Below are 20,801 nucleotides of genomic sequence, written 5' to 3'. Positions count from 1 at the left end.
CCGGCGTGCGTCGCGCACCGGCCCTCGACCACGCCCCAACACCGGCACCACGCCGCTTCGGGGCCCTCCGCTGCGTCCCCGGACCGCTACGCTTCGGCAATGTCGAGCTGGCGCCGGCACGGCCTCAAAGCGGAAGCCGCAGTGGTGCCTGCCGTCGCCCTGGTGGCCCTGCTCGGCCTGGTGGTGCAGGCGGAGAGCATCGACACCACCGCCGAGTTCGTGGCGCTGTTCGTCGTCCTGGCGTCCTCCGGCGCGCTCTACCTGCGCCGGCGACACCCGGTGGCCGTGGGCCTGGTGGCGCTGGCCGCGGTCGCCGCGTACGGGGCTCTGCTGCACCGGCCCGGGCCGATCATGCTGGTGTTCGTCGTGGCGCTGTACACGGTCGTCGACGAGGGATACCTCGCGGTCGCGGTGGGGCTCGGCCTGGCCTCGGTCGTCTCCTTCGCCGTCGCCGACAGCTACACCCGGACCGGTGCCGGTGGGAACGGAGCGACGCTGCTGCACGCCGGCTGGCTGGTCGCGGTCATCGTCGGTGTGACCCGTAACCGGCGGGCCTATCTCGCCGAGGTGCAGGCCCGGGTGCTCGCAGCCGAGCAGCGTAAGGAAGAGGAGGCCCGCCACCGGGCCACCGAGGAGCGGCTGCGGATCGCCCGCGAGCTGCACGACCTGCTCGGCCACCACCTCTCGCTGATCAGCGTGCAGGCGAGCGCCGCGCTGCACCGGCCCGATCCGGATCGCTCGGCGGAGGCGCTCGCGGTGATCAAGCAGACCAGCCGGGAGACGCTGCGCGAGCTGCGGGCCGCGCTCGGCGTGCTCCGGCAGGAGGGTACGTCCCCGAGCCGTCCCGCACCCGGCCTCGAACGCCTCGACGAGCTGGTCACGGCGGCCGGGCGATGCGGGCTGACGGTGCGTACCGAGGTGACGGAGACCGGGCCGTTCCCGCCGGAGGTGGATCTGTCCGCGTACCGGATCGTCCAGGAGGCGCTCACCAACGTGAGCCGTCACGCGGGCGCGCGCACGGCGGTGGTCCGGGTCGTGCCGGACGGCGACGAGGTGCTCGTGGAGGTGGCGGACGACGGCGCCGGTCCCACGGGTCCGCCCGGGAACGGGATCCTCGGCATGGAGGAGCGGGCCCGGGCGCTGGGCGGCTCGCTCACCACCGGGCCCGGCCCGGACGGCGGGTTCCTGGTGCGGGCCCGCCTTCCGCTGCGGCCCGCCCCGCTGCCGGTTCCGGCGCCACGCACGGCACAGGGGGAGACCAAATGATCCGGTTGCTGCTCGCCGACGACCAGACTTTGGTACGCGCCGGCTTCCGCTCCATCCTCGACGGCGAGGACGGCATCGAGGTGGTCGGCGAGGCAGCCGACGGCACCACTGCGGTACGGCTGACGCGGGAACTGCGGCCGGACGTCGTCCTCATGGACATCCGGATGCCGCTGCTGGACGGGCTTGCCGCCACCCGGGAGATCGTCGCCGGCACCGACGCCCGGGTGATCATCCTGACCACCTTCGACCTGGACGACTACGTCTACGGCGCGTTGCGGGCCGGCGCGAGCGGGTTCCTGGTCAAGGACACCGAGCCGGCGGAGCTGATCCACGGCGTACGGGTGGTGGCGCGGGGCGACGCGTTGATCGCCCCGGCCGTCACCCGCCGGCTGATCGCCGAGTTCGCCGCCCGGACCCGGCACCCGGACCCGTGCCCCCGACTGAACGCGCTGACCGAGCGGGAGCGGGAGGTGCTCGCCCTGGTTGCCGCCGGCCTGTCCAACGACGAGATCGCGGCCCGGTTGGTGCTGAGCCCGGCCACCGCGAAGACGCACGTCAGCCGGATCATGACCAAGACGCGGGTACGGGACCGGGCCCAGCTGGTGGTGCTCGCGTACGAGTCGGGGCTCACCGTGCCCGGCTGGCTCACCGCGTCCTGACCGAGAGGCCGGGATGGACCGAGCTGCCGGGACGGACCGAGCGGCCGGTCAGGCGGTACGCCGGGAACGGGCCAGCACCAGCCCGCCCAGCACCGCCCCGATCAGCCCGAACGCCACACCGGCGACCGCGCCGGCCCGGCCCTGACCGCTGCCGAGACCCTCGGTGGTCAGCGCCAGGTGCCACGCGCTCAGGACCAGCCCGACCACTCCCGCCGCGGCAGCCACCAGGGCCTGGACGCGCCCCTCGCCCGCCCCGCGGCGGGAGCGGCTGAGCGCCAGCCCGCCGACGACCACGCTGGCCAGGGCCACCACGGCGAAGGCAGTGGCGCCGGCCCGGCCGGAGCCGCCGATGCCCCCTTCGGCCAGCGAGGTGTGCGCGGCCGGGGCGAACTCTCCGACGACTGTGGTGGCGAGCAGGTGACGGATGGACATCTGGGACTCCCTCGGGTCGCGACAAGTGGTGACGGCCGCAGCGTATGGACGGGCATCGCCGCCGGTCGTCGTCCCGGAGTCGTCGAGCGGGCTACCACCACGGGAGTACGCGCTCCGCCCGCGTACCCCAGGGGTTGTGCCCGTCAGGCGTGAACGGCGGCGGCCGGGGAACCTGGGCGACCATGCGAGTCACGAGCACCGCTGCCGTGGCGGCGTCCCGCGAGGTGCCGGGCGACGACGGCGTACGCCGGCCCGGCGGTGAGGTGCACGCCTGGCTGCCGGGGCGGAACCAGACGCTGTGCGGGCTGCCGCTGAGCCGGACCCGGCTGCGCCGCTTCCCGCACGTGCCGTTCGACTACTCCGGCACCGACGTGCTCACCGAGGCCGACCCGGAGGGCTGGCTCTGCCCGCGCTGCCTCGCCGCCACCGCCGGTCGCCGCGACCGGGAGAAGGGCTGGGTGCGGACGAACCCCCGTCCGTGAGCGGTTGCTGCCCGGTTCAGCGGGTACGGCACGACCATGCGCATCGTGATCGTGGGGGCGACCGGCAACGTGGGGACGGCGGTGCTGCGCCGGCTGCGGCGGGAGGCGGGCACCGAACTGGTCGGCGTGGCCCGGCGGCTGCCCGGACCGGACGCCGGTGAACCGTACGACGACGTGGAGTGGCACTCCTGCGACATCGGCGCACCGGGCGCCGCCGACCAGCTCGTGCGGATCTTCGCCGGGGCGCGGGCAGTCGTGCACCTGGCTTGGCAGATCCAGCCCAGCCACGACCGGCGCACGCTCTACCGGACCAACGTCGGCGGCAGCCGCGCGGTGATCGAGGCCGCCGTCCGCGTCGGCGTTCCGGCCCTGGTGTACGCCTCGTCCGTCGGCACCTACGCGCCCGGCCCGAAGAACCACCCGGTCAGCGAGAACTGGCCGGCGACCGGGGTGGAGACGTCGTCGTACAGCCGGGACAAGGCGGAGGTGGAGGCACTGCTCGACGGCGTGCAGCGGGAGCACCCGAACCTGCGGGTGGTACGCCTGCGGCCGGGACTGATCTTCCAGCGGGAGGCCGGTACGGAGATCAGCCGCTACTTCCTCGGCCCGCTGGTGCCGGTGTGCCTGCTCCGGTACGGCCGGATTCCGCTGGTGCCGTCGAACCGGCGACTCCGGATGCAGGCGGTGCACGCCGACGACGTCGCGGACGCGTACGCCCGGGCGGTCGTCGGGGATGCGAGCGGCGCCTTCAACGTGGCGGCCGACCCGGTGCTGACGCCGGAGCTGGTGGCCCGGCACTTCCACGGCTGGACGCTGCCGGTGGCGGTGCCGGTGCTGCGCGCCGCGGCGGCGGTGACCTGGCGGGCGCGGCTGCAGCCGGTCGACACCGGCTGGGTCGACCTGGCGCTGAACGTGCCGCTGATGTCCAGCCACCGTGCCGAGACCGAACTCGGCTGGAGCCCGCGCATCGACACGGTGACCGCCCTGAAGGAGCTGTTCGCCGGCATGGCCGCTCGGGCCGGCACCGACTCCCCGCCGCTGTCCCCGGACCCGACGCTGCCCGGCCGTCCCGCCGCCCTGACCAGAGGCGACCTCCCCGGCCACCCCAACCCCTACTGACCCCGCCCGTCGCCGCTGCGCGCTGCCCTGTCCCGTCCGGCGTCGGCCCGGCCCGGCTCTGGCCCCCTCGCCTCGCCCGCTGCGACCCCGCCTCGCCCTGCCTCGCCCTGTTGATCAAGGAGTTTGTGTTGCGCACGGAGATCGACTAGGACACAAACCCCTTGATCACCGAGCCGGGGGCGGGCGCGAGGGAGCGCGGGCGGAGTTGCCGCTCTCCGGCCGGGGATTGCTCGGCGATCATGAAGTTGGCGGGGCGACACGCCGATGACGGAACCGTCAACTTCATGATCGGCAGGGCGGGATGGGTGGGGCAGGGCAATGAGGGCGGCGATCATGAGGTTGACGGCGCGACATGCCGACGAGGGGACCGCCAACCTCATGATCGACGGGGCACGGCGGGCAGGGCAAGGGCGGGGCAGGCAGGGCAGGGCAGGGCGGGACGGGTCAGGAGATTTGGGCGCCCAGGAAGAAGATGCCGGGGTGGCCCTTTGTCTCGAAGCCGCGGCTGGGGTTACGAGACAGGGTGCTGCTGTCGATCTTCAGGGTGCCGGTGCGGTTGTTGCTGACGAAGAAGATCGCGCCACCGCCCTCGTTCGCGCTGTTGCCCTCGATCACCGTGCCGGCGATCCGCACCGCGAACTCGTTGCCGTCGCAGTAGATCGCGCCGCCGCTGCCGCCACCCGGCGTGCCGCCCCGGGCCGGGTTCGCGCCCGTACCGACCGCGCGGTTGTCGCGGAAGACGCTGTTCAGCACGGTCCAGGAGACGCCGATGCTGCTCAGCGCCCCGCCGTTCGCGCACACACCGCCGGTGAAGGTGCTGCTCACCACGTACACCGGTTTGTTCTCGAACTGGCTGAGCACGCGCAGCGCGGCGCCCCCGAGGTCCGGGCCGGTACGGTCGCAGCGGTTGTCGACGAACCGCGAGTTGATCACGGCGAACCGCCCACCGCGTACGAAGATCGCGCCGCCTCCGCCGCCCTCGGTCCGGTCGCCGGTGGAGTCGCCGTCGGCGAACGTCAGGTTCTGCACGGTGAGCCGCGGGTGGTCCTGGTTCTGGCAGTGCGAGGTGGTCCAGCCCTGCGCCTCGTCGCAGGTGTTCATGTAGAGGATCCGGCGTTTGCCGCCACCGCTCAGCGTGACAGTGCCGCCGCCGTCCAGCACGACGCGCGGGCCGTGCGAGTTCACCACCTTCGCGGTGGCCTTCATGGTGATGGTGACCGGCGCGGGGCCGCAGTCGAAGGTGATGACACCGCCGGCCGCGACGGCCTTCACCACCGCCTCCGAGGTGCAGCTCGCCGGGGTGCCGCTGCCGACGGTACGGGTCGGGCGCGAGGTGTCCACCGCCCGCGCCTCGGCCGGTACGGCGGCCCGGCCGTCCGGGTTGCCGGCGCGGAACGTGACGGTGGCCGCGCCGGGGCTCGGCCGGGCGCTGCCGAGACCGGCCCGTCCGCTCGGGGAGGCCGCCGGGGCAGCACCGGAGGCCGCCGGGGCAGCGCCGGAGGCGGCCGGGGCGGAAGCGGGGGCCGGATCGTCGCCGCCGCAGGCGGGGAGCGTCGCCGTCGTCAGGGCGAGGGCGAGCAGGGTGACAGCGGACTTCACGCGCACCGCCCGATGCTAGGAGGACCGGCCGCCCCGGCACGACTCCACAGGCGATCCTTAACCCGCCGCTAAGCCGAAGCCGGCAGCGCAGGAGCAACGCGGCGACCGCGCCGGTCAGGCGTGCGAGAGCGCGAACGCCACCAGGAAGCCGAGTACGGTGATCAGCCCGACCAGCAGGTGCGCGTCTGCGAACGCCTCCGGGACCATGGTGTCGGTGATCATCGCCAGGATCGCACCGGCGGCGAGCGCGGTGATCGTCGCCAGCACCTCGGGCGGCGCGCCGCCGAGCAGCGTGTACCCGGCCAGCGACGCCGCGCCGGAGACCAACGCGATGGCCGTCCACAGCCCGAACACGTAGCGCCGGGTCCGGCCGGCCTGCCGCATGCCGGCCGCGCTGGAGAGCCCTTCCGGCACGTTGCTGAGGAACACCGCGATGACGGTGACCAGGCTGACCGGGCCGCCGGCGAGCAGGCTCGCGCCGATCACCACCGATTCGGGTACGCCGTCGAGCAGCGCCCCGACCGCGATCGCCGTACCCGAGCCGGGCTGTTCCCGCTCGGAGGGCTGCTCGTCGCCGGAACGCTTGCGGTGCCGCGCGCCGTGCCGGGCCAGGAGCACGTTCGCCCCGGTGTACAGCAGCGCGCCCGCCGCCGCGCCGATCGCCACCGGCAGCAGGCCGCCCTGCTCGTGCGCCTCGTCGATCAGCTCGAACGAGACGGCGGACAGCAGCACGCCCGCCCCGAACGCCATCACCGAGGCGGTCACCCGGCGCGGTACGCGCGCGAAGAACCCGACGGCCGCCCCGATCAGCAGGGCCGACCCGGCGAGCAGGCCCCAGAATCCCGCTTCCAGCCACTCCGGCACGCGCTGGACCCTACCCCCGGCGCCGCGCCGTCAACCGGGTCAGAAGTCGGCGAACAGGTGCGGCAGCTCGCGCGGGAAGAGGCGGCGCAGCTCACCGGCCGCGTCCACCGGCACCTCGCCCAGTCCGCGTACGACCACCTCGGCCGGGTCGAGCACCCCGTACGCCAGGGCGGACAGCCCGGCGGCGGTGAGCCGCGCGGTCGGCACGGTGCCCTCGGCGGCGGTCTGCGCGGGCAGCACCGCGAGCTTGCCGGTGGTGCCGTCGAGCAGGTGGCGGCCGGCGAGCCACCGGTCACCGACCAGCTCGACCAGCACCCGGCCGACCCCGACGGGCTGGTCGGCGAGCGCGTCCAGGCTGAGCAGCCGGGCCATCGGCGCGGTCGGGTCGGGCCGGGCGATCCGCGCCTCCACCTGCACGTCGAGGTCGGTGAGCCACAGCTCGGGCAGCTCGTCGGGGGTCACCTGGACGCTGATCCGGGCCACCTGGTCGACGTGCCGGGCGAAGAACTGGAGCACCGACGCGCGGGCGTACGCGTCGTCGACCAGCAGGTCGTCGGCGAACAGCGTGCCGGCGTGGTCGTCGATGCGGTAGGTCACAGCGCCGACCGTCTCGCCGCCGCGCACCACGCTGAGCAGCCAGCGGTCGTCGCGGTCGCGCAGCCCGACCGCCCGGAAGTCCGGGAAGACCGCGAAGCCGTGGCGTTCGCGCAGGCACCGCTCGGTGTACGCGCGCCACCGCGGATACCCCGCGCCGATCCGCTCCCAGACCAGCTCGTCGGGCAGTTCGGCCCGCAGCAGCGGCGCCAGGTCCGCCGGGTTGAAGATCGCGGTACGCCGCCGGGGCAACCCGATGTAGCCGAAGCGCTCGTAGAACGAGGCGCGGAACGGGTGCAGCGCGGTGAGCTGGTGTCCCTCGTCGCGTACGCCGTCGAGGAGCTGCTGCATGAGCGCGCGGACGTGGCCGCGCCGACGGGCCAGCGGATGGGTGGCCACGCCCGCGACACCGGCCATCGGCAGCACCGCGCCACGCAGGTTCTGCCGCATCGGTATCGCCGACACGGCCGCCGCGGTGACCCCGTCCTCCTCGGCCACCAGCGTCGTGTTCCCGGCGTTGTACGGCAGGTACGCGCGGAACTGGTCGGTCCGGGAGGCGACCATCGGCGAGGCCTCGAACGCGTACGCCTGGAGCGGGAAGCTGGTGGTCAGTCGTTCATCGGCGGCCAGCCGGCGGATGTGCATCCGTTCATCCCAACCGCACCGGGCGCGGTCCGCAACCGGAAAGGGCGCTCGCTCACGCCTCGGTGACGTCCGAGATGACCACCGTCACGTTGTCCGGCGCGCCGGCCTGGTGGGCCAGTTTCACCAGTTGTTCGCCGCACTGCTGGCGGTCCCCGTAGGTGGCGAGCGCGGCGGCGATGGCGGCGTCCTCCACGTAGTCGGAGAGGCCGTCGCTGCACAGCAGCAGCCGGTCGCCGGGGAAGACGGTGAGCGCCCCGACCGCGGGCGGGGCGTCGGAGCCCTGCACCGCGCGGGTGACGAGGGAGCGCTGCGGGTGGTGCCGGGCCTGGTCGCGGGAGAGCGCGCCCTGGTCGACGAGCGCCTGGACGAACGTGTCGTCGCGGGTGAGCTGGGTCAGCTCGTGGTCGCGCAGCAGGTAGCAGCGGGAGTCGCCGACCTGGGCCAGGACCAGGGTGTCCCCGGCGAGCAGGCCGGCGGTGAGCGTCGTACCCATGCCGTCGCGGGCCGGGTCGACGGTGATGGCGGCGCGGATGCGCTGGTTCGCGGTGCTGACGACGGCGCGCAGCGCGTCGGCCGCCTCGTCGGCGCCGGTGGGCGGCGTCAGCTCGTCCAGGATCCGGATGACGATCTCGCTGGCCACCTCGCCGGCGGGGAGCCCGCCCATGCCGTCGGCCACCGCCACGAGGCGGTCACCGGCGAGGGCGGAGTCCTCGTTGTTGGTCCGGACGAGGCCGACGTCGTTGAGGATGGCCGAGCGGAGGATGAGCGTCATGACGACAAGCTTGCCAAGAAGAACGGCTCCGCGTCTGCACGCGCTCGCGGGTCTGCTGAAAGAAATGTCATCCGCTTGCATCCTGGGTATGCGTCAACTGTCCGGTGTGGACGGACGAGGATAACGCAACAGGAGGCTCGCGTGGACCTCCTCCCCGCCCACCGCCGCGTAGGTGTGCGGCACGTCCGAGGTCCACCGCAGGTAGCCATCGGGACCGGCGGTCAGCGGGGCGTCGGCCGGGCCGGCGCGGAGCACGCCGGAGAAGACCGTCACGTGTTCGGTCACGCCGGTGGAGTGGGCGGGGGAGAGCTGCGCCGGCCCCGGCGCGACCCGCATCCGGTACAGCTCGTAGGTCGCCTCCCGGTCGTCGAACACCTCCAGCAGCGTGGCGCCGACCGCTGCCCCGCGTACGGTCGGCGCCTCGCCGGGCGCGGAGAGCACGGCGGTCAGCGGTACGCCGAGCTGCGCGGTGATCGCGTACAGGGTTTCCAGCCGGGGGTTGCGCACGCCGTTCTCCAGGCCGGAGAGCGTGGCCTTGCCGACGCCCGCGAGGCGGGCCAGCTCGGACAGGGAGATCCCCCGCTCGGTACGGAGTGAGCGGATGCGCCGGCCCACCTCCTGGGCAGCCCGGTCGTCGGCTGGTGCGGCGGCTGTCATGGGGGTTATCGTGCTACACCATGCCGTTCCGTAAACGGAACGGTCGGAGGAGGAGAGCAATGGGGGGTCGGCTCCAACCCGTCCTGGCCGGCGTGGTGACCGCCCTGGTCGGCTTCGCCAGCTCGTTCACAGTCGTCCTGGCCGGGCTGCGCGCGGTCGGCGCCAACCCCGACCAGGCCGCCTCCGGCCTGCTCGCGCTCTGCGTCGCCAGCGGCGCCTGCGCGGTATGGCTCGGCCTGCGGCACCGGCTGCCGCTCGCCATCGCCTGGTCCACGCCGGGCGCGGCGCTGCTCGTGGCCACCGGGCCGGTCCCCGGCGGCTGGCCCGCCGCGGTCGGCGCCTTCCTGATCGCCGGGCTGCTGATCATCGCGGCCGGGCTGATCCCCGCGCTCGGCCGCGCGGTCGCCGCGATCCCCGCCCCGATCGCCTCCGCCATGCTCGCCGGGGTGCTGCTGCCGCTGTGCACGGCTCCGGTACGCGCCCTCGTCGAGGTGCCCCGGCTCGCCGGGCCGGTGGTGCTGGTCTGGCTGCTGCTGCACCGGTTCGCCCGCCGCTGGGCGGTACCCGGCGCGCTCGCCGTGGCGGTCGTCGCGATCGCGCTCACCACCACCGGCCCGGCCCGGCTGGACGCCGCACCGGTCGTCGCGCTCACCGCCCCGGCCTGGACGCTGCCCGCCGTCGTCGGGCTCGCGCTGCCGCTGTTCCTGGTCACCATGGCCGCCCAGAACGTGCCCGGCACCGCGGTGCTCGCCGGGTACGGCTACCGCGCTCCGCTGGGCTCGGCGCTGCGGGTGACAGGCCTCGCCACCGCGCTCGGCGCCCCGGCGGGCGGGCACGCGGTCAACCTTGCCGCGATCACCGCCGCGCTGGCCGCCGGCCCGGACGCCCACCCGGACCCGGAGCGGCGCTGGATCGCCTCGGTCACCGCCGGGATCGGCCTGGCCCTGCTCGGCCTGGGCGCCGGCGTGGCCACCGCCCTGGTGCTGCTCTCCCCGCCGGTGCTGGTCGAGGCCGTCGCCGGGCTCGCCCTGCTCGGCGCGCTCGCCGGAGCGGTCACCGCGGCGGTCGCCCAGCCGGACGCGCGGGAGGCGGCGGTGGTGACGTTCGTGGTCACCGCCTCCGGGGTGAGCCTGCTCGGGGTGGGCGGCGCGTTCTGGGGACTGGTAGCGGGCTGGCTGATGCTGCTGCTGTTCCGCCGCCGGGCCGCGCCCCCGCCGGTCGAGCCGCCCCGGACCGAATCCGCCCCGTCGCTTTCCGGCCGGACCGGGTGACCCGTCACTCCTCGGCGGGCAGCTCCGCGGCCGGGACGGTGAGACGTACCGCGCCGTCGTTCACCGCGGCGATCCGGTCGGCCGGCACGTAGACCGCGCCGGTGCGGACCAGCTCGGTGGAGACCTTGAGGTAGCCGTCGCGCAGCAGCCGGGCGGCCAGGTCGGCCGGTACGTCCGGCTCCTCGGCCGCCGCCGACTCGATCAGCTCGTCGAGGCTGCTGCCCGGGTCGACAGGGGCGGGCGCCTGCACGGTCACCGCGGCCGGGTCGCCGCGCTGCACGAGATCGACGGTGCCCACCTCGACGCCTGCGGAGTCGACCACCCGCATGCCGGTGGTGACCCGGGAGACGGTGTCCTGCTGCTGGCTCATGCAGAAGCGGTTCCCGGGGCGTGCGGGCGCTAAACGGAGGGCGCCCAGCCGCCCGGTGGGCGGGGGGACAACTCGCGCCAGGTGTCGGTGCCGTCCAGCAGCGCCCGGACCGTCTCCTCGGCCTCCTCGACGCTGGCGTGCTCGTAGAACCGGGAGACCCCCTCGGCGCCGCCGGCCCGCTGCTCCACGTGCCAGCGGTCGCCGTCCACCCGGAGGAAGACGTCACGCCGGGCGAGCCGTCCCCATTTCCCGTTCCACCAGTGCCTGCGCTGCTCCATGCCCGGACTCTATCGAACATGTGTTCGATAGACGTCGGCCCCCGCGGGATTCCCGCGAGGGCCGATCGGCTATGCGTCAGCGCGGCGCGGGCGGCTCCTGCCGGCGGCCGAGCACGTCGTCCAGGGCGCTGCGCTGGCCGGGCGTGCCGTGGTTGCCGGCGAGCAGCGCGTCGCGGATCTCGGTGAGCAGCTTGACCTCCTCGCTCGGGGCCGACGGCGGCGGCTCCTCGCCGCGCTTGCGGCGCTCGGCGAGCTTGTTCATCGGGTAGACGACCAGGAAGTACAGCGCCGCCGCGGTGAGCACGAACGTGATCGCCGCGTTGACGAAGGCCACCCAGTCGAACGGGATGCCCCGGAACTTCGGGGTGGAGCCGCTGAGGCCGTCCTTGCTGCCGGTGATCAGCGCGATGAACACGCGTACCAGCGGTTCCAGGAACGACTTGGTGAGCTGGGTCACCACGCCTGTGAAAGCCGCGCCGATGACGACACCGACCGCCAGGTCGACGACGTTGCCGCGCATGATGAAGTCTTTGAAGCCCTTGAGCATCCGTACTCCCGTGCCCTGATGAGTCTGCGTCGGGGACAACCTATGCCCCGGCGGGCCCTTCGAGAAAAGCACCGGCCTCGATCGCCGCCCGCTGCGGGTCGCCGGCCCGGATCGCCGCAACCAGCCGGCCGTGATCCACGTACCGCTCCGGGGTCAGCGCCTCGCCCATCGCCTGGGCCACGGTGCTGCGCAGCGCGGCGCCGACCGAGGCGTACAGCTCGGCGAGCATGGCGTTGTGCGCGGCGGCCACCACGGCCGTGTGCAGCGCGGCGTCCGCCTCGACGAACTCGTCCACCCGGCCGCCGCGCCACGCGGCCTCGCGGGCCGCGAGCGCGCCGTCGAGCGCCGCCAGGTCCTCGGGGGTACGCCTCAACGCGGCGAGCCGGGCGGCCTCCACCTCGAACGCGCGCCGGACCTCGATCACCTCGGTCATCCGGTCGTCGGTGAGCCGGCGGGCCACCACGGGTGCCAGCTCGTCGGTCGACACCACGTAGGTGCCGGAGCCCTGCCGGCACTCCAGCACCCCGGCGTGCGCGAGCGCCCGGACCGCCTCGCGGACCGTGTTCCGCCCCACGCCGAGCGCGGCGACCAGTTGGGGCTCGGTGGGGATGCGCCCGCCCACCGGCCACTCGCCGCCGAGGATCCGTTCCCGGAGCTGCTCGATCGTCTGCCGGACCCGGTGACCGCGCGGAGGCGCGGCGACGGAATCCCGGGCGGGTGTCACCGGTTACACCTCGTGCCGAAATTCATCCCATGATTGTAGGTTCGAGGTCATGACTCCGCCACCTGCGCCCGCCGCGACAGTGCCCGCACCGGGCGTCACCCCCGCGGCGGGTCCCGCCCCTGCCGTCGGCCCGGTCCGGGGCGGTCTGCTGGTGCTCGCCGGGATGCTGCTCGTCGCGCTGAACCTGCGGGCCGCGGTGACCAGCCTCGGCGCGCTGCTCGACGAGATCCGGGTCGGGCTGGGCCTCTCCGGCGCGATGGCCGGTCTGGTCACCACGCTGCCCACCATCGCGTTCGCCGGGCTGGGCGCGCTCACCCCCTGGCTGGTCCGCCGCTGGGCCGCGCCCCGGGTGCTGGTGCTGGCGATGCTGGCGCTCACCGTCGGGCAGGTGCTGCGCGCGCTCACCGGCTCGGCCGCGGTCTTCGTGCTCACCAGCGCGCTCGCGCTCGCCGGCATCGCGGTGGCGAACATCCTGCTGCCGATGCTCGTCAAGCAGCACTTCCCGCACCGCACCGGACTCGTCACCGGGGCGTACACGATGGCCCTGACGGTGGGCACGACGGTGGCCGCCGCGGCCGCCGTGCCGGTGGCGCACGCGTTCGGCTCCTGGCGGGCCGGACTCGGCATCTGGGCCGGGCTGGCCGCGCTGGCCGTACTCCCGTGGGTGCCGCTGGCGCTGCGGGCCCGCGCCGCGCGACGGAACGCGCCCCCGGCGGTGGCCGTCGCCGCCCCGGCCCGGGTGCAGCCGGCCCGGACCCGGCTCGGCTGGGCCATGGCGGTGTACTTCGGGGCGCAGTCGCTCAGCGGGTACGCGATCATGGGCTGGCTGGCCCAGCTCTTCCGGGACGCCGGCTACCGGCCGGAGGCGGCCGGGCTGCTGCTCGCCGGCGTGACCGCGCTGGGCGTGCCGGTGGCGCTGATGATGCCGACGCTGGCCGGCCGGCTGGCCACGCTCCGGCCACTGGTGCTGTCGCTGACCGTCTTCTCCGCCGCCGCGTACACCGGTCTGGCGCTGGCCCCGCACGGCCTGGCGCCGCTGTGGGTGCTGCTGCTGGCGCTCGGCCAGGGCGCGTTCCCGCTCATCCTGACCACGATCGGGCTGCGGGCCCGGACCGCCGAGGGCACCGTGGCGCTGTCCGCGTTCGCGCAGAGCACGGGCTACGTGATCGCCGCACTCGGACCGCTGCTGGTGGGCATCCTCTACGAGGCGACCGGTGGCTGGACCGCCCCGATCGGTTTCCTGCTGGTGGCGCTCGCCGTGCAGACGGCGGCGGGCATGGTGATCGCTCGTCCCCGCTACATCGAGGACGAGCGTTGAGCGGGACCGGTCAGGAGGAGGCCGGGGTGGGGTCGCCCGCGACGGCCTGCTCGACCGTCGGGTACGTGTGCAGCACCTCGACCAGGCCGCTGACCTCGAGGATGCGCAGCACGCCGCGCTGCGGGGCGGCCAGCCGGACCACGCCGCCGGCCTCGTCACAGTTGTTCTTCGCCCGGACGAACACCGACAGGCCGGTGGAGTCGCAGAACGACACCTCGGCCAGGTCGAAGACCAGGCGGCTGCGCCCCTTGTCCAGCAGATCCGTGATCTGGTCCTGCAGCTGCGGTGCCGTGGCCATGTCCAGCTCGCCCGCGACCGACACGACGACCACGTCGCCGCGCTGTTCCGTGTGCACCGTCAAGGACATTCGTCGACCTCCTGTGTTCGGTGGAAACGGTATCCCACGACGGGCGCGCCGCGCAGAACGGGAGCGGTCACGGATGCGGTCGATCATTCTTTGCTCCGCGACAAGTACCGCGTCAGGCCCCGGTGATAGAGTCCGCCCGTCCAAATCAGGGAGGTCAGCATGGCGTTGAGTGCCGAACAGGGTGGCCGGCTCGCCCACCTGCTCAGTCAGCACGCGGACCGGTTGACCAACCGCTGGACGGAGATCGTCGCGAGTTCGCTGCGCGGTCGCCTGAGCCGTGCCGAGCTGGCCCGGCAGGTCCAGGAACTGCACCGCGCGCTTGTCGACGCCGGCAGTCAGGGCGTCGCCGATCTGGCCGACGAGCACGGCGGTGAGCTGCGGGCGGTGCTGTCCGAGCTGTCCACCAACCGGGCCCGCCAGGGATTCTCCGCCACCGAGACCGCGATCAGCGTGTTCGCGTTCAAGGACGCGCTGCTGGAGCTGATGGAGGAGGAGAAGGGTGACGACACCCTGCGCGACTTCGTCGCCTTCTCCGCGCTCGTCGACCAGATGGGTCTGTTCACCTTCGAGACGTTCGTCCGGGCCCGGGAGAGTCTGATCGCCGACCAGGCGGAGCAGCTGCTGGAGCTGTCCACCCCGGTGGTCAAGCTCTGGGAGGGCGTGGTCGCCGTCCCGCTGGTCGGGACGCTGGACTCGGCCCGCGCCCAGGTGGTGATGGAGCGGCTGCTGCAGACGCTCGTCGACACCGGTTCGCCGTACGCGATCATCGACATCACCGGCGTACCGGCGGTGGACACGCAGGTCGCGCAGCACATCCTCAAGACCGTGGTGGCCGCCCGGCTGATGGGCGCCGACTGCATCATCTCCGGCATCCGCCCGCAGATCGCCCAGACGATCGTCGCCCTCGGCATCGAGTTCGGTGACATCGCCACCAAGGCGAGCCTCGCCGACGCGCTGCGCCACGTGCTGCGCCTGACCGGGGTCGAGACCACCGCTCGCCGCCCGCGGCGGGAGTCCTGATGGAACGCGTGCCGATCCTCAAGATCGGCGACATCCTGCTGGTCTCCATCCAGGTCGACATGTCCGACCAGACGGCCATCCAGCTGCAGGAGGACCTGGCCGAGCGGATCGTCGCCACCGGCTGCCACGGCGTGATCATCGACATCACGGCGCTGGACATCGTCGACTCCTTCGTCGGCCGGATGCTGTCCACCATCGCGTCCATCTCGAAGGTGCTGGACGCCGAGACGGTGGTGGTCGGCATGCGTCCGGCCGTCGCCATCACCCTGGTCGAGCTGGGATTGTCGCTCAACGGCATCCGTACCGCGCTGAACGTCGAGCGCGGCATGGAGCTGATCGCGGCCAGCCGCGCCGACGACTGGGACGAGGCGGCCGACGACGAGGACACCGAGACGACGGCGACGGCATGACCACGGGCGTCGACCTGGGTGTGCCGGCGACCCAGGCGATCCGCAGCGACGAGGACGTGGTGCGGGTCCGGCAGTTGGTGCGTACCACAGCCGTCGCGGTCCGGCTCTCCCTCGTCGACCAGACGAAGCTCGTCACCGCCGCCAGCGAGCTGGCCCGCAACACGCTGATCTACGGCGGCGGGGGCAGCGCCGAGGTGAGCACCGTGTCCGACGGCCGCCGGCGTGGCGTGCGGATCGTCTTCGCCGACGAGGGCCCGGGCATCCCCGACCTCGACCTGGCGCTCACCGACGGGTACACCACCGGCGGCGGGCTGGGCCTGGGACTGAGCGGCGCCCGCCGGCTCGTCGACGACTTCGACATCCGCACGGCTGTCGGCGAGGGGACGCGGATCACCGTCACCAAGTGGTCCCGATGACCGCCGACGTGGTACCCGACCACGGCATCTGGTTCCGGGTCGACACCGGCGCGACAGCCGGCAGCGTACGCCGGGCGGCCGAGCGCCTCGGCCGTCAGCTCGAACTGAGCGCGCCGCGCGTCGCGGACCTGGCCATCGTCACCGCCGAGCTCACCAGCAACCTGGTCAAGCACGCCCGCGAGGGCACGCTGCTGATGCGTCCGGCGCGCCGGGGCGAGTACGCCGGGGTGGAGCTGGTGGCGATCGACTCCGGCCCCGGCATGGCCGACCTGACGCTCTCCTCGGTCGACGGCCACTCCACCGCCGGCACGCTCGGCATCGGGCTCGGCGCGATCGCCCGGCAGTCGAGCCGGTTCGACGGCTACTCGTTGCCGGGCCGGGGCACGGTCCTGGTCGTCCAGGTCTGGGACACCACGCCGCCGGAGCCGGAATGGGCGGCCGGGCTGGCCCGGCCCATCACCGGCGAGCAGAGCAGCGGCGACGGGTACGCGGTCCGCGAAGTCGACGGACGGCGGCAGGTGCTCGTCTCCGACGGGCTGGGCCACGGGCCTCTGGCCGCCGCCGCCACCGGCGCCGCCGTGTCCGCGTTCCGCTCGGCGCCGGACGGTCCGCCGGATGTCGTGGTGCGGCACCTGCACGGCGCCATGTCGCACACCCGGGGCGCCGCACTCGCGGTGGCCGAACCGGATCCCGTCGCCGGGCTGCTCCGCTACGCCGGGCTGGGCAACATCGCCGCGATGATCGTGGCGCCGGGCGAGCGGCGGCGCGGGCTGGTCTCGCTGCCGGGCATCGCCGGGCACCAGCGTCCGACGATCCGCGGGTACGACTACCCCTTCTCGCGCGACGCCACCCTGGTCATGCACAGTGACGGGGTGGTGGATCGCTGGGATCTGGACGACTATCCCGGGCTCGCCGGCCGCACCCCCCTGCTGGCCGCCGCGACCCTGCTGCGTGACGCGGGTGTCCGTCGCGACGACGCCTGCGTCCTGGTGGCCCGGGGGGTGGCATGACCGAACCCCTCCTGCATCTCGCACTCCGGGTGGAGCAGGACATCTTCCTGGTCCGGCAGCGCGGCCGGGAGGTGGCCGCGGCGGTCGGGCTGGAACACCAGGACCAGGTACGCATCGCCACCGCACTGAGCGAGGTGGCGCGGGAGCTGCTGCACGGGGTCGACGGCGCGGACGTGACGTTCGCCCTCGACCGCGACGGCGTGGGCCGCCGGGTCCTGCAGGTGGACCTGTCGCCGCTGCGTCCGCTGCCCGGTGGACGGTACGAGCCGCAGTCCGGTGCCGTCGCGCGTCTGGTGGACACGTTGCGGGTCGTGGCCGTCGAGGGCGATACGGTCGTCAGGATGTCCCGACGAGTGCCCGACCATGCCGGGGAGCTGACGGCGGAGCGCGCCGCCGAGCTTCGTGCCGAGCTGGCCGAGCGCGCCCCGGGTTCCGCGCTGGACGAGCTGGCCGCCCAGAACGCGCAGCTCATCGGCGCCCTCGACGAGGTACGCAGTCAGCGCGACGAGCTGGCGGTGCTCAACTCCGAACTCCAGGAGACCAACCGGGGCGTGATGGCGCTCTACAACCAGCTCACCGAGGAGCTGGAGGAGACCAACCGCGGCGTGGTGGCGCTCTACGCCGAGCTGGACGAGAAGTCCGCCCAGCTGCGGGCCGCGAGCGAGTCGAAGAGCCGGTTCCTGGCGAACGTCAGCCACGAGCTGCGCGCCCCGGTCACCGCGATCATCGGCCTGGCCCGGCTGCTGGCCGACTCCGCCTCCGACCCGCTCACCGGTGAGCAGGCCCGCCAGGTGGGGCTGATCCGCTCCTCAGCGGGCGACCTGCTGGGGCTGGTCAACGAGCTGCTCGACCTGGCCAAGGCGGAGTCGGGCCGGATCGAGCCGGACTGGTCCGAGGTCGACCTGCGCGCCGTCTTCGGGCAGTTGCGCGGCACGCTGCGGGCCCTCGCCTCCCGTCCGGAGGTGGAGTTGGTGGTCGAGGAACCGCCGTCGCCGGCCACCGTGCGCTCGGACGAGGTACTGCTCGCCCAGGTGCTGCGCAACCTGCTGCACAACGGGTTGAAGTTCACCGAGCGAGGCGAGGTGCGCCTGCGCGCCGAGTACCGGGGCGAGCAGTGGACGCTGTCGGTCACCGACACCGGCGTGGGCATCCCGCCGGAGCTGCACGAACGGGTCTTCGAGGAGTTCTACCAGGTGCCCGGCACGACCCGGGTCGGTGGCACCGGGCTCGGCCTGCCGTACGCGCGCCGGCTGATCACGCTGCTCGGCGGGACGCTGGAGCTGACCAGCGAACCCGGCCGGGGCAGCACGTTCACAGTGGTCCTCCCCGCGGGCGGAGCGTGACGGTGGACAGCGGGCCGGTGACCGTGCTTGTGGTCGACGACAGCGGCCCCAAGCGATACCTGCTGGTCAACTGGCTGACCCGGGCCGGCTTCATCACCGTCGAGGCCGAGAACGGCACGTCGGCACTGGAGCGGGTGGCCCGGGAACACATCGACCTCGTGGTGCTCGACGTACGGCTGCCCGACATGAGCGGTTTCGAGGTGTGCGAGCGGATCAAGGCGGAGAACCAGTCGATCCCGGTCATCCACGTCTCCGCGCACGCCGTCGACGTGGTGGACCGGGCGCAGGGCCTCACCCGGGGCGCGGACGCCTACCTGGCCGAGCCGATCGAGCCGGAGGAACTGGTCGCCACCGCTCACGCGGTGCTGCGCTACTACCAGGCCCGGCGGCGGGCCGAGCAGCTCGCCGAACGGCTCGCCGCACTCGCCGACGCCACTGTGGAGATGCACGCGACGCCGAACTTCGTCCGGCTGCTGGAGGCCGCCGCGAGCGGCGCGGCGCGGATCTTCAAGGCGCCCGCGGCGGTGGTCGCCGAGACGTTCGACGGGGACTGCCTGGCCGGGGTGGCGGTCGACCCGCACACGCCGGCCACCATCGTGCCGTGGGTGGTGGACGACACCGGAGTGCCGATCGGCACCCGGGTACGCGTCGACGAACCGGCCAACTGGGCGCTGACCGGCTGGCCGGACGGCGACACCGTCACGGTGGCCGCCTCCCGGCTGCGCGAGGACCGGGCCCCGCTCTACGTGGTGGTGCCGACCGCCACCCAGACCGTTCGTACTCCGGTGCTGGTGCAACTCGCCCAGGCGGTCGCCTCGGCGGTGGAGGCGCAGCGGTCCTTCGACGAGGAGCACCGGATCGCGGTGACGTTGCAGCGCAGCCTGCTGCCGCAGCGGCTCCCCGACGTGAACGGCCTGGACCTGGCCGTCCGGTACGAGCCGGCGAGCGCGCAGACCGAGGTGGGCGGCGACTTCTACGAGCTGGTGATGCTCGACGGCCACCTGCTGGTGGCGATCGGCGACGTGGCCGGGCACTCGTTGCACGCCGCCACCGTGATGGCCGAGCTGCGGCACGCGGTGCGCGCGTACGCGGTCGAGGGACACCAGCCGGGCGTGATCCTGGACCGCGTCAACGAACTGATGCGCAACCTGCTGCCGACCGAGCTGGCCACCATCTGCGTGCTGCTGCTCCACCCGCCGACCGGGCTGGTCCGGCTGGCCAGCGCCGGGCACCTGCCGGCACTGCTGAGCCGGGACGGGCGGGTCGAGTTCGTGACGCAGTCCGCGCCGCTGCTCGGCGTACGCGCGCCGCGCCCGCCCGACCTGGAGTTCGTGCTGCCCGCCGGGGCCACGCTCGTGCTCTACACCGACGGGCTGATCGAACGGCGGGACGCCACGATCGACGACGGCATGGCGGCGCTCGGCGTGGCCGCCACCCGGGTGGACGACGACCTGGACGAGTTCTGCCGGCGGCTGCTCGTCGAGCTGGCGCCGCCGGAGATCCAGGACGACGTGGCGGTGGTGGCGGTCCGCCGCCGCTGACGCGCGCTCCCGTCACGTACCGTAGCTGAAGTTCCTGTCGCGCTGCGTCACCGCTGCCGCCGGGCGAGGGAGCGGGCTTGCTGCCGCCTTTGCTCTGCAGCCATCGGCGCAGCAGGCGGCTGAGCAGGCACTTTCCGTTGCCCATGGTCGACGGCGTCGCGCAGCTACCATCACCGTGCGTGTGTGCTGCGTCAGTGGGTGCAGAGCAAAGGCGGCGCGAGGCGAGGCCCGCCGCCCGGGCTGGCTGTCACCGTGCGTCACTGCGGAGTCAGGTTGGCCCGCGCTCGGCAGGGCCGGACCCGCGTCACTGTCCCAGGGCCGCCAGCGAGCGGGCGTACGCCGCGGGCGAGACCCCGGCGACGGCGGTGAACTCACGGACCAGGTGGGCCTGGTCGGCGTACCCCAGATCGGCCGCGACCCGCGACCAGTCGAGCGGCCCGGCGGCGGCCTGTTCGATCGCCTCCTGGAGCCGGTATCGGCGGATCACCCACTTCGGACCGACGCCGACGTGGTCCAGGAACAGGCGCTGGAGCCGGCGGGTGGAGACGGCGTGCCGCCGGGCGAAGTCGGCCACCCGCAGCACGGACCGGTCGGCGCGGATCTCCTCGACCAGCGCGGTGGCCTCCGCGGCGAGCGGATCCGCGACCGGCGACCACGAGGTCAGCAGGTCGTCCAGCCTCGCGCAGCGCTCGTCGTCGGTGCCCGGGCAGACCGGCCCGTCGGGGATCGGTACGTGCCGTCCGGTCAACTCCGCGACCGGGCGCCGCCAGAACGGCCGGAAGCCGCCCGGGCGGAACTGGACACCGGAGACCCGGCCGACGCCGTGCAGCGTGACGGCGAACAGGCCGGTGTCGACGCCGGCGATCTCACCGTGCTCGGCCGCGCCGTCCTGCGCCTGGAACACCACGTTCACGGTCGGGTGCGGCACCACCCGTTGCTCGAACGGCTCGTCCAGATCCCAGTCGATCAACCAGTAGTGCTCGACCCACTGACGCAGCGCCGGGGCGGCCATCCGGCGCCGGAACCGCACCTGCCGGCGCAACCGGACCGGGTCGAGGATGCCGCGGTTGTCGCGCCGCGGTTCGTGTCGCATTTCT

Annotated in this window: 24 protein-coding genes; 12 read left to right on the top strand and 12 right to left on the bottom strand. The window is 73.7% G+C overall.

The genetic code is table 11. From position 1 onward, the window contains the following. Nucleotides 1-99 precede the first annotated feature (99 nt). Both O7607_RS11220 and O7607_RS11215 read left to right on the top strand, forming a co-directional pair. Nucleotides 100-1,266 carry a sensor histidine kinase gene (locus tag O7607_RS11220; protein WP_269702972.1) on the top strand — a complete coding sequence of 389 codons (1,167 nt, stop codon included), beginning with the start codon at nucleotides 100-102 and terminating at the stop codon, nucleotides 1,264-1,266. Continuing rightward, a complete protein-coding gene (locus tag O7607_RS11215; RefSeq protein ID WP_269702970.1) occupies nucleotides 1,263-1,925 on the top strand; it encodes a response regulator in 663 nt (220 codons plus the stop codon). Before O7607_RS11220 ends, O7607_RS11215 begins: the two co-directional genes overlap by 4 nt. Before the next feature lie 48 nt (nucleotides 1,926-1,973). Here O7607_RS11215 and O7607_RS11210 read toward each other — a convergent pair whose 3' ends face one another. Continuing rightward, entirely contained in the window at nucleotides 1,974-2,357 is a 384-nt protein-coding gene (locus tag O7607_RS11210; protein WP_269702969.1) for a DUF6223 family protein, read from the bottom strand. 182 nt (nucleotides 2,358-2,539) lie between these two features. Here O7607_RS11210 and O7607_RS11205 point away from each other — a divergent pair, with 182 nt between their 5' ends. Further along, nucleotides 2,540-2,839: a hypothetical protein gene (locus tag O7607_RS11205; protein ID WP_269702968.1), complete on the top strand. Its 300-nt coding sequence runs from the start codon at nucleotides 2,540-2,542 to the stop codon at nucleotides 2,837-2,839. 36 nt (nucleotides 2,840-2,875) lie between these two features. Continuing rightward, nucleotides 2,876-3,958 carry an NAD-dependent epimerase/dehydratase family protein gene (locus tag O7607_RS11200; protein WP_269702967.1) on the top strand — a complete coding sequence of 361 codons (1,083 nt, stop codon included), beginning with the start codon at nucleotides 2,876-2,878 and terminating at the stop codon, nucleotides 3,956-3,958. 444 nt (nucleotides 3,959-4,402) lie between these two features. Here O7607_RS11200 and O7607_RS11195 read toward each other — a convergent pair whose 3' ends face one another. The 5 genes from O7607_RS11195 to O7607_RS11175 form a co-directional block, all read right to left on the bottom strand. After that, nucleotides 4,403-5,557, bottom strand: coding sequence for a hypothetical protein (locus tag O7607_RS11195; RefSeq protein ID WP_269706943.1), 1,155 nt, complete (start codon nucleotides 5,555-5,557; stop codon nucleotides 4,403-4,405). Nucleotides 5,558-5,671: 114 nt separating this feature from the next. Continuing rightward, complete coding sequence (locus O7607_RS11190; protein WP_269702965.1) at nucleotides 5,672-6,421, bottom strand: ZIP family metal transporter; 750 nt, start codon at nucleotides 6,419-6,421, stop codon at nucleotides 5,672-5,674. Nucleotides 6,422-6,460: 39 nt separating this feature from the next. After that, nucleotides 6,461-7,660, bottom strand: a complete 1,200-nt coding sequence (locus tag O7607_RS11185; protein WP_269702963.1) for a GNAT family N-acetyltransferase — start codon at nucleotides 7,658-7,660, stop codon at nucleotides 6,461-6,463. A 52-nt stretch (nucleotides 7,661-7,712) separates the two neighbouring features. Then, the gene (locus tag O7607_RS11180) at nucleotides 7,713-8,432 is read right to left on the bottom strand and encodes a PP2C family protein-serine/threonine phosphatase (RefSeq protein WP_269702961.1); all 720 of its coding nucleotides are present in this window, start codon (nucleotides 8,430-8,432) and stop codon (nucleotides 7,713-7,715) included. 93 nt (nucleotides 8,433-8,525) lie between these two features. Then, nucleotides 8,526-9,089 (bottom strand): XRE family transcriptional regulator, encoded by a 564-nt coding sequence (locus O7607_RS11175; RefSeq protein ID WP_269702959.1) that lies wholly within the window; start codon nucleotides 9,087-9,089, stop codon nucleotides 8,526-8,528. A 59-nt stretch (nucleotides 9,090-9,148) separates the two neighbouring features. Here O7607_RS11175 and O7607_RS11170 point away from each other — a divergent pair, with 59 nt between their 5' ends. Beyond that, nucleotides 9,149-10,360, top strand: coding sequence for a benzoate/H(+) symporter BenE family transporter (locus O7607_RS11170; RefSeq protein WP_269702957.1), 1,212 nt, complete (start codon nucleotides 9,149-9,151; stop codon nucleotides 10,358-10,360). 4 nt (nucleotides 10,361-10,364) lie between these two features. Here O7607_RS11170 and O7607_RS11165 read toward each other — a convergent pair whose 3' ends face one another. The 4 genes from O7607_RS11165 to O7607_RS11150 all read right to left on the bottom strand — a co-directional run bounded on the left by O7607_RS11165 (nucleotide 10,365) and on the right by O7607_RS11150 (nucleotide 12,279). Continuing rightward, a complete protein-coding gene (locus O7607_RS11165) occupies nucleotides 10,365-10,730 on the bottom strand; it encodes a hypothetical protein (RefSeq protein ID WP_269702955.1) in 366 nt (121 codons plus the stop codon). 29 nt (nucleotides 10,731-10,759) lie between these two features. Further along, nucleotides 10,760-11,008 (bottom strand): hypothetical protein, encoded by a 249-nt coding sequence (locus tag O7607_RS11160; RefSeq protein WP_026268772.1) that lies wholly within the window; start codon nucleotides 11,006-11,008, stop codon nucleotides 10,760-10,762. 76 nt (nucleotides 11,009-11,084) lie between these two features. Further along, a complete protein-coding gene (gene mscL / locus O7607_RS11155; RefSeq protein ID WP_187690944.1) occupies nucleotides 11,085-11,555 on the bottom strand; it encodes a large conductance mechanosensitive channel protein MscL in 471 nt (156 codons plus the stop codon). Nucleotides 11,556-11,595: 40 nt separating this feature from the next. After that, complete coding sequence (locus O7607_RS11150; RefSeq protein WP_269702953.1) at nucleotides 11,596-12,279, bottom strand: FadR/GntR family transcriptional regulator; 684 nt, start codon at nucleotides 12,277-12,279, stop codon at nucleotides 11,596-11,598. Nucleotides 12,280-12,328: 49 nt separating this feature from the next. Between O7607_RS11150 and O7607_RS11145 the strand changes: the two genes are divergently transcribed. Continuing rightward, nucleotides 12,329-13,597 carry an MFS transporter gene (locus tag O7607_RS11145; protein WP_269702951.1) on the top strand — a complete coding sequence of 423 codons (1,269 nt, stop codon included), beginning with the start codon at nucleotides 12,329-12,331 and terminating at the stop codon, nucleotides 13,595-13,597. 10 nt (nucleotides 13,598-13,607) lie between these two features. On the opposite strand, the gene O7607_RS11140 is transcribed toward O7607_RS11145, so the two are convergent. Then, nucleotides 13,608-13,964, bottom strand: coding sequence for an STAS domain-containing protein (locus tag O7607_RS11140; protein WP_018789120.1), 357 nt, complete (start codon nucleotides 13,962-13,964; stop codon nucleotides 13,608-13,610). 159 nt (nucleotides 13,965-14,123) lie between these two features. On the opposite strand from O7607_RS11140, the gene O7607_RS11135 reads away from it, so the two are divergent. The 6 genes from O7607_RS11135 to O7607_RS11110 are packed head-to-tail and all read left to right on the top strand — an operon-like array spanning nucleotide 14,124 to nucleotide 19,704. Continuing rightward, nucleotides 14,124-14,984 carry an STAS domain-containing protein gene (locus O7607_RS11135; protein WP_269702949.1) on the top strand — a complete coding sequence of 287 codons (861 nt, stop codon included), beginning with the start codon at nucleotides 14,124-14,126 and terminating at the stop codon, nucleotides 14,982-14,984. After that, nucleotides 14,984-15,394, top strand: a complete 411-nt coding sequence (locus O7607_RS11130; RefSeq protein WP_194802097.1) for an STAS domain-containing protein — start codon at nucleotides 14,984-14,986, stop codon at nucleotides 15,392-15,394. Before O7607_RS11135 ends, O7607_RS11130 begins: the two co-directional genes overlap by 1 nt. Beyond that, nucleotides 15,391-15,810, top strand: coding sequence for an ATP-binding protein (locus O7607_RS11125; RefSeq protein WP_121684395.1), 420 nt, complete (start codon nucleotides 15,391-15,393; stop codon nucleotides 15,808-15,810). Before O7607_RS11130 ends, O7607_RS11125 begins: the two co-directional genes overlap by 4 nt. After that, on the top strand, nucleotides 15,807-16,820 hold the full coding sequence (locus O7607_RS11120; protein ID WP_269702946.1) for a SpoIIE family protein phosphatase: 1,014 nt from the start codon (nucleotides 15,807-15,809) through the stop codon (nucleotides 16,818-16,820). The genes O7607_RS11125 and O7607_RS11120 overlap by 4 nt, the downstream gene beginning before the upstream one ends. Further along, nucleotides 16,817-18,163 carry a sensor histidine kinase gene (locus O7607_RS11115; protein ID WP_269702944.1) on the top strand — a complete coding sequence of 449 codons (1,347 nt, stop codon included), beginning with the start codon at nucleotides 16,817-16,819 and terminating at the stop codon, nucleotides 18,161-18,163. Before O7607_RS11120 ends, O7607_RS11115 begins: the two co-directional genes overlap by 4 nt. A gap of 2 nt (nucleotides 18,164-18,165) precedes the next feature. Beyond that, on the top strand, nucleotides 18,166-19,704 hold the full coding sequence (locus O7607_RS11110; protein WP_269702942.1) for a SpoIIE family protein phosphatase: 1,539 nt from the start codon (nucleotides 18,166-18,168) through the stop codon (nucleotides 19,702-19,704). A gap of 304 nt (nucleotides 19,705-20,008) precedes the next feature. Here the strand turns inward: O7607_RS11110 and O7607_RS11105 are convergent, their stop codons facing one another. After that, a complete protein-coding gene (locus O7607_RS11105; protein ID WP_269702940.1) occupies nucleotides 20,009-20,797 on the bottom strand; it encodes a helix-turn-helix domain-containing protein in 789 nt (262 codons plus the stop codon). Nucleotides 20,798-20,801: the final 4 nt, after the last annotated feature.

The organism is Micromonospora sp. WMMA1949 (assembly GCF_027460145.1).
GTDB lineage: Bacteria > Actinomycetota > Actinomycetes > Mycobacteriales > Micromonosporaceae > Micromonospora.
Note: the sequence above shows the minus strand (reverse complement) of the source record. Positions and strands in the feature narration are given on the sequence as shown.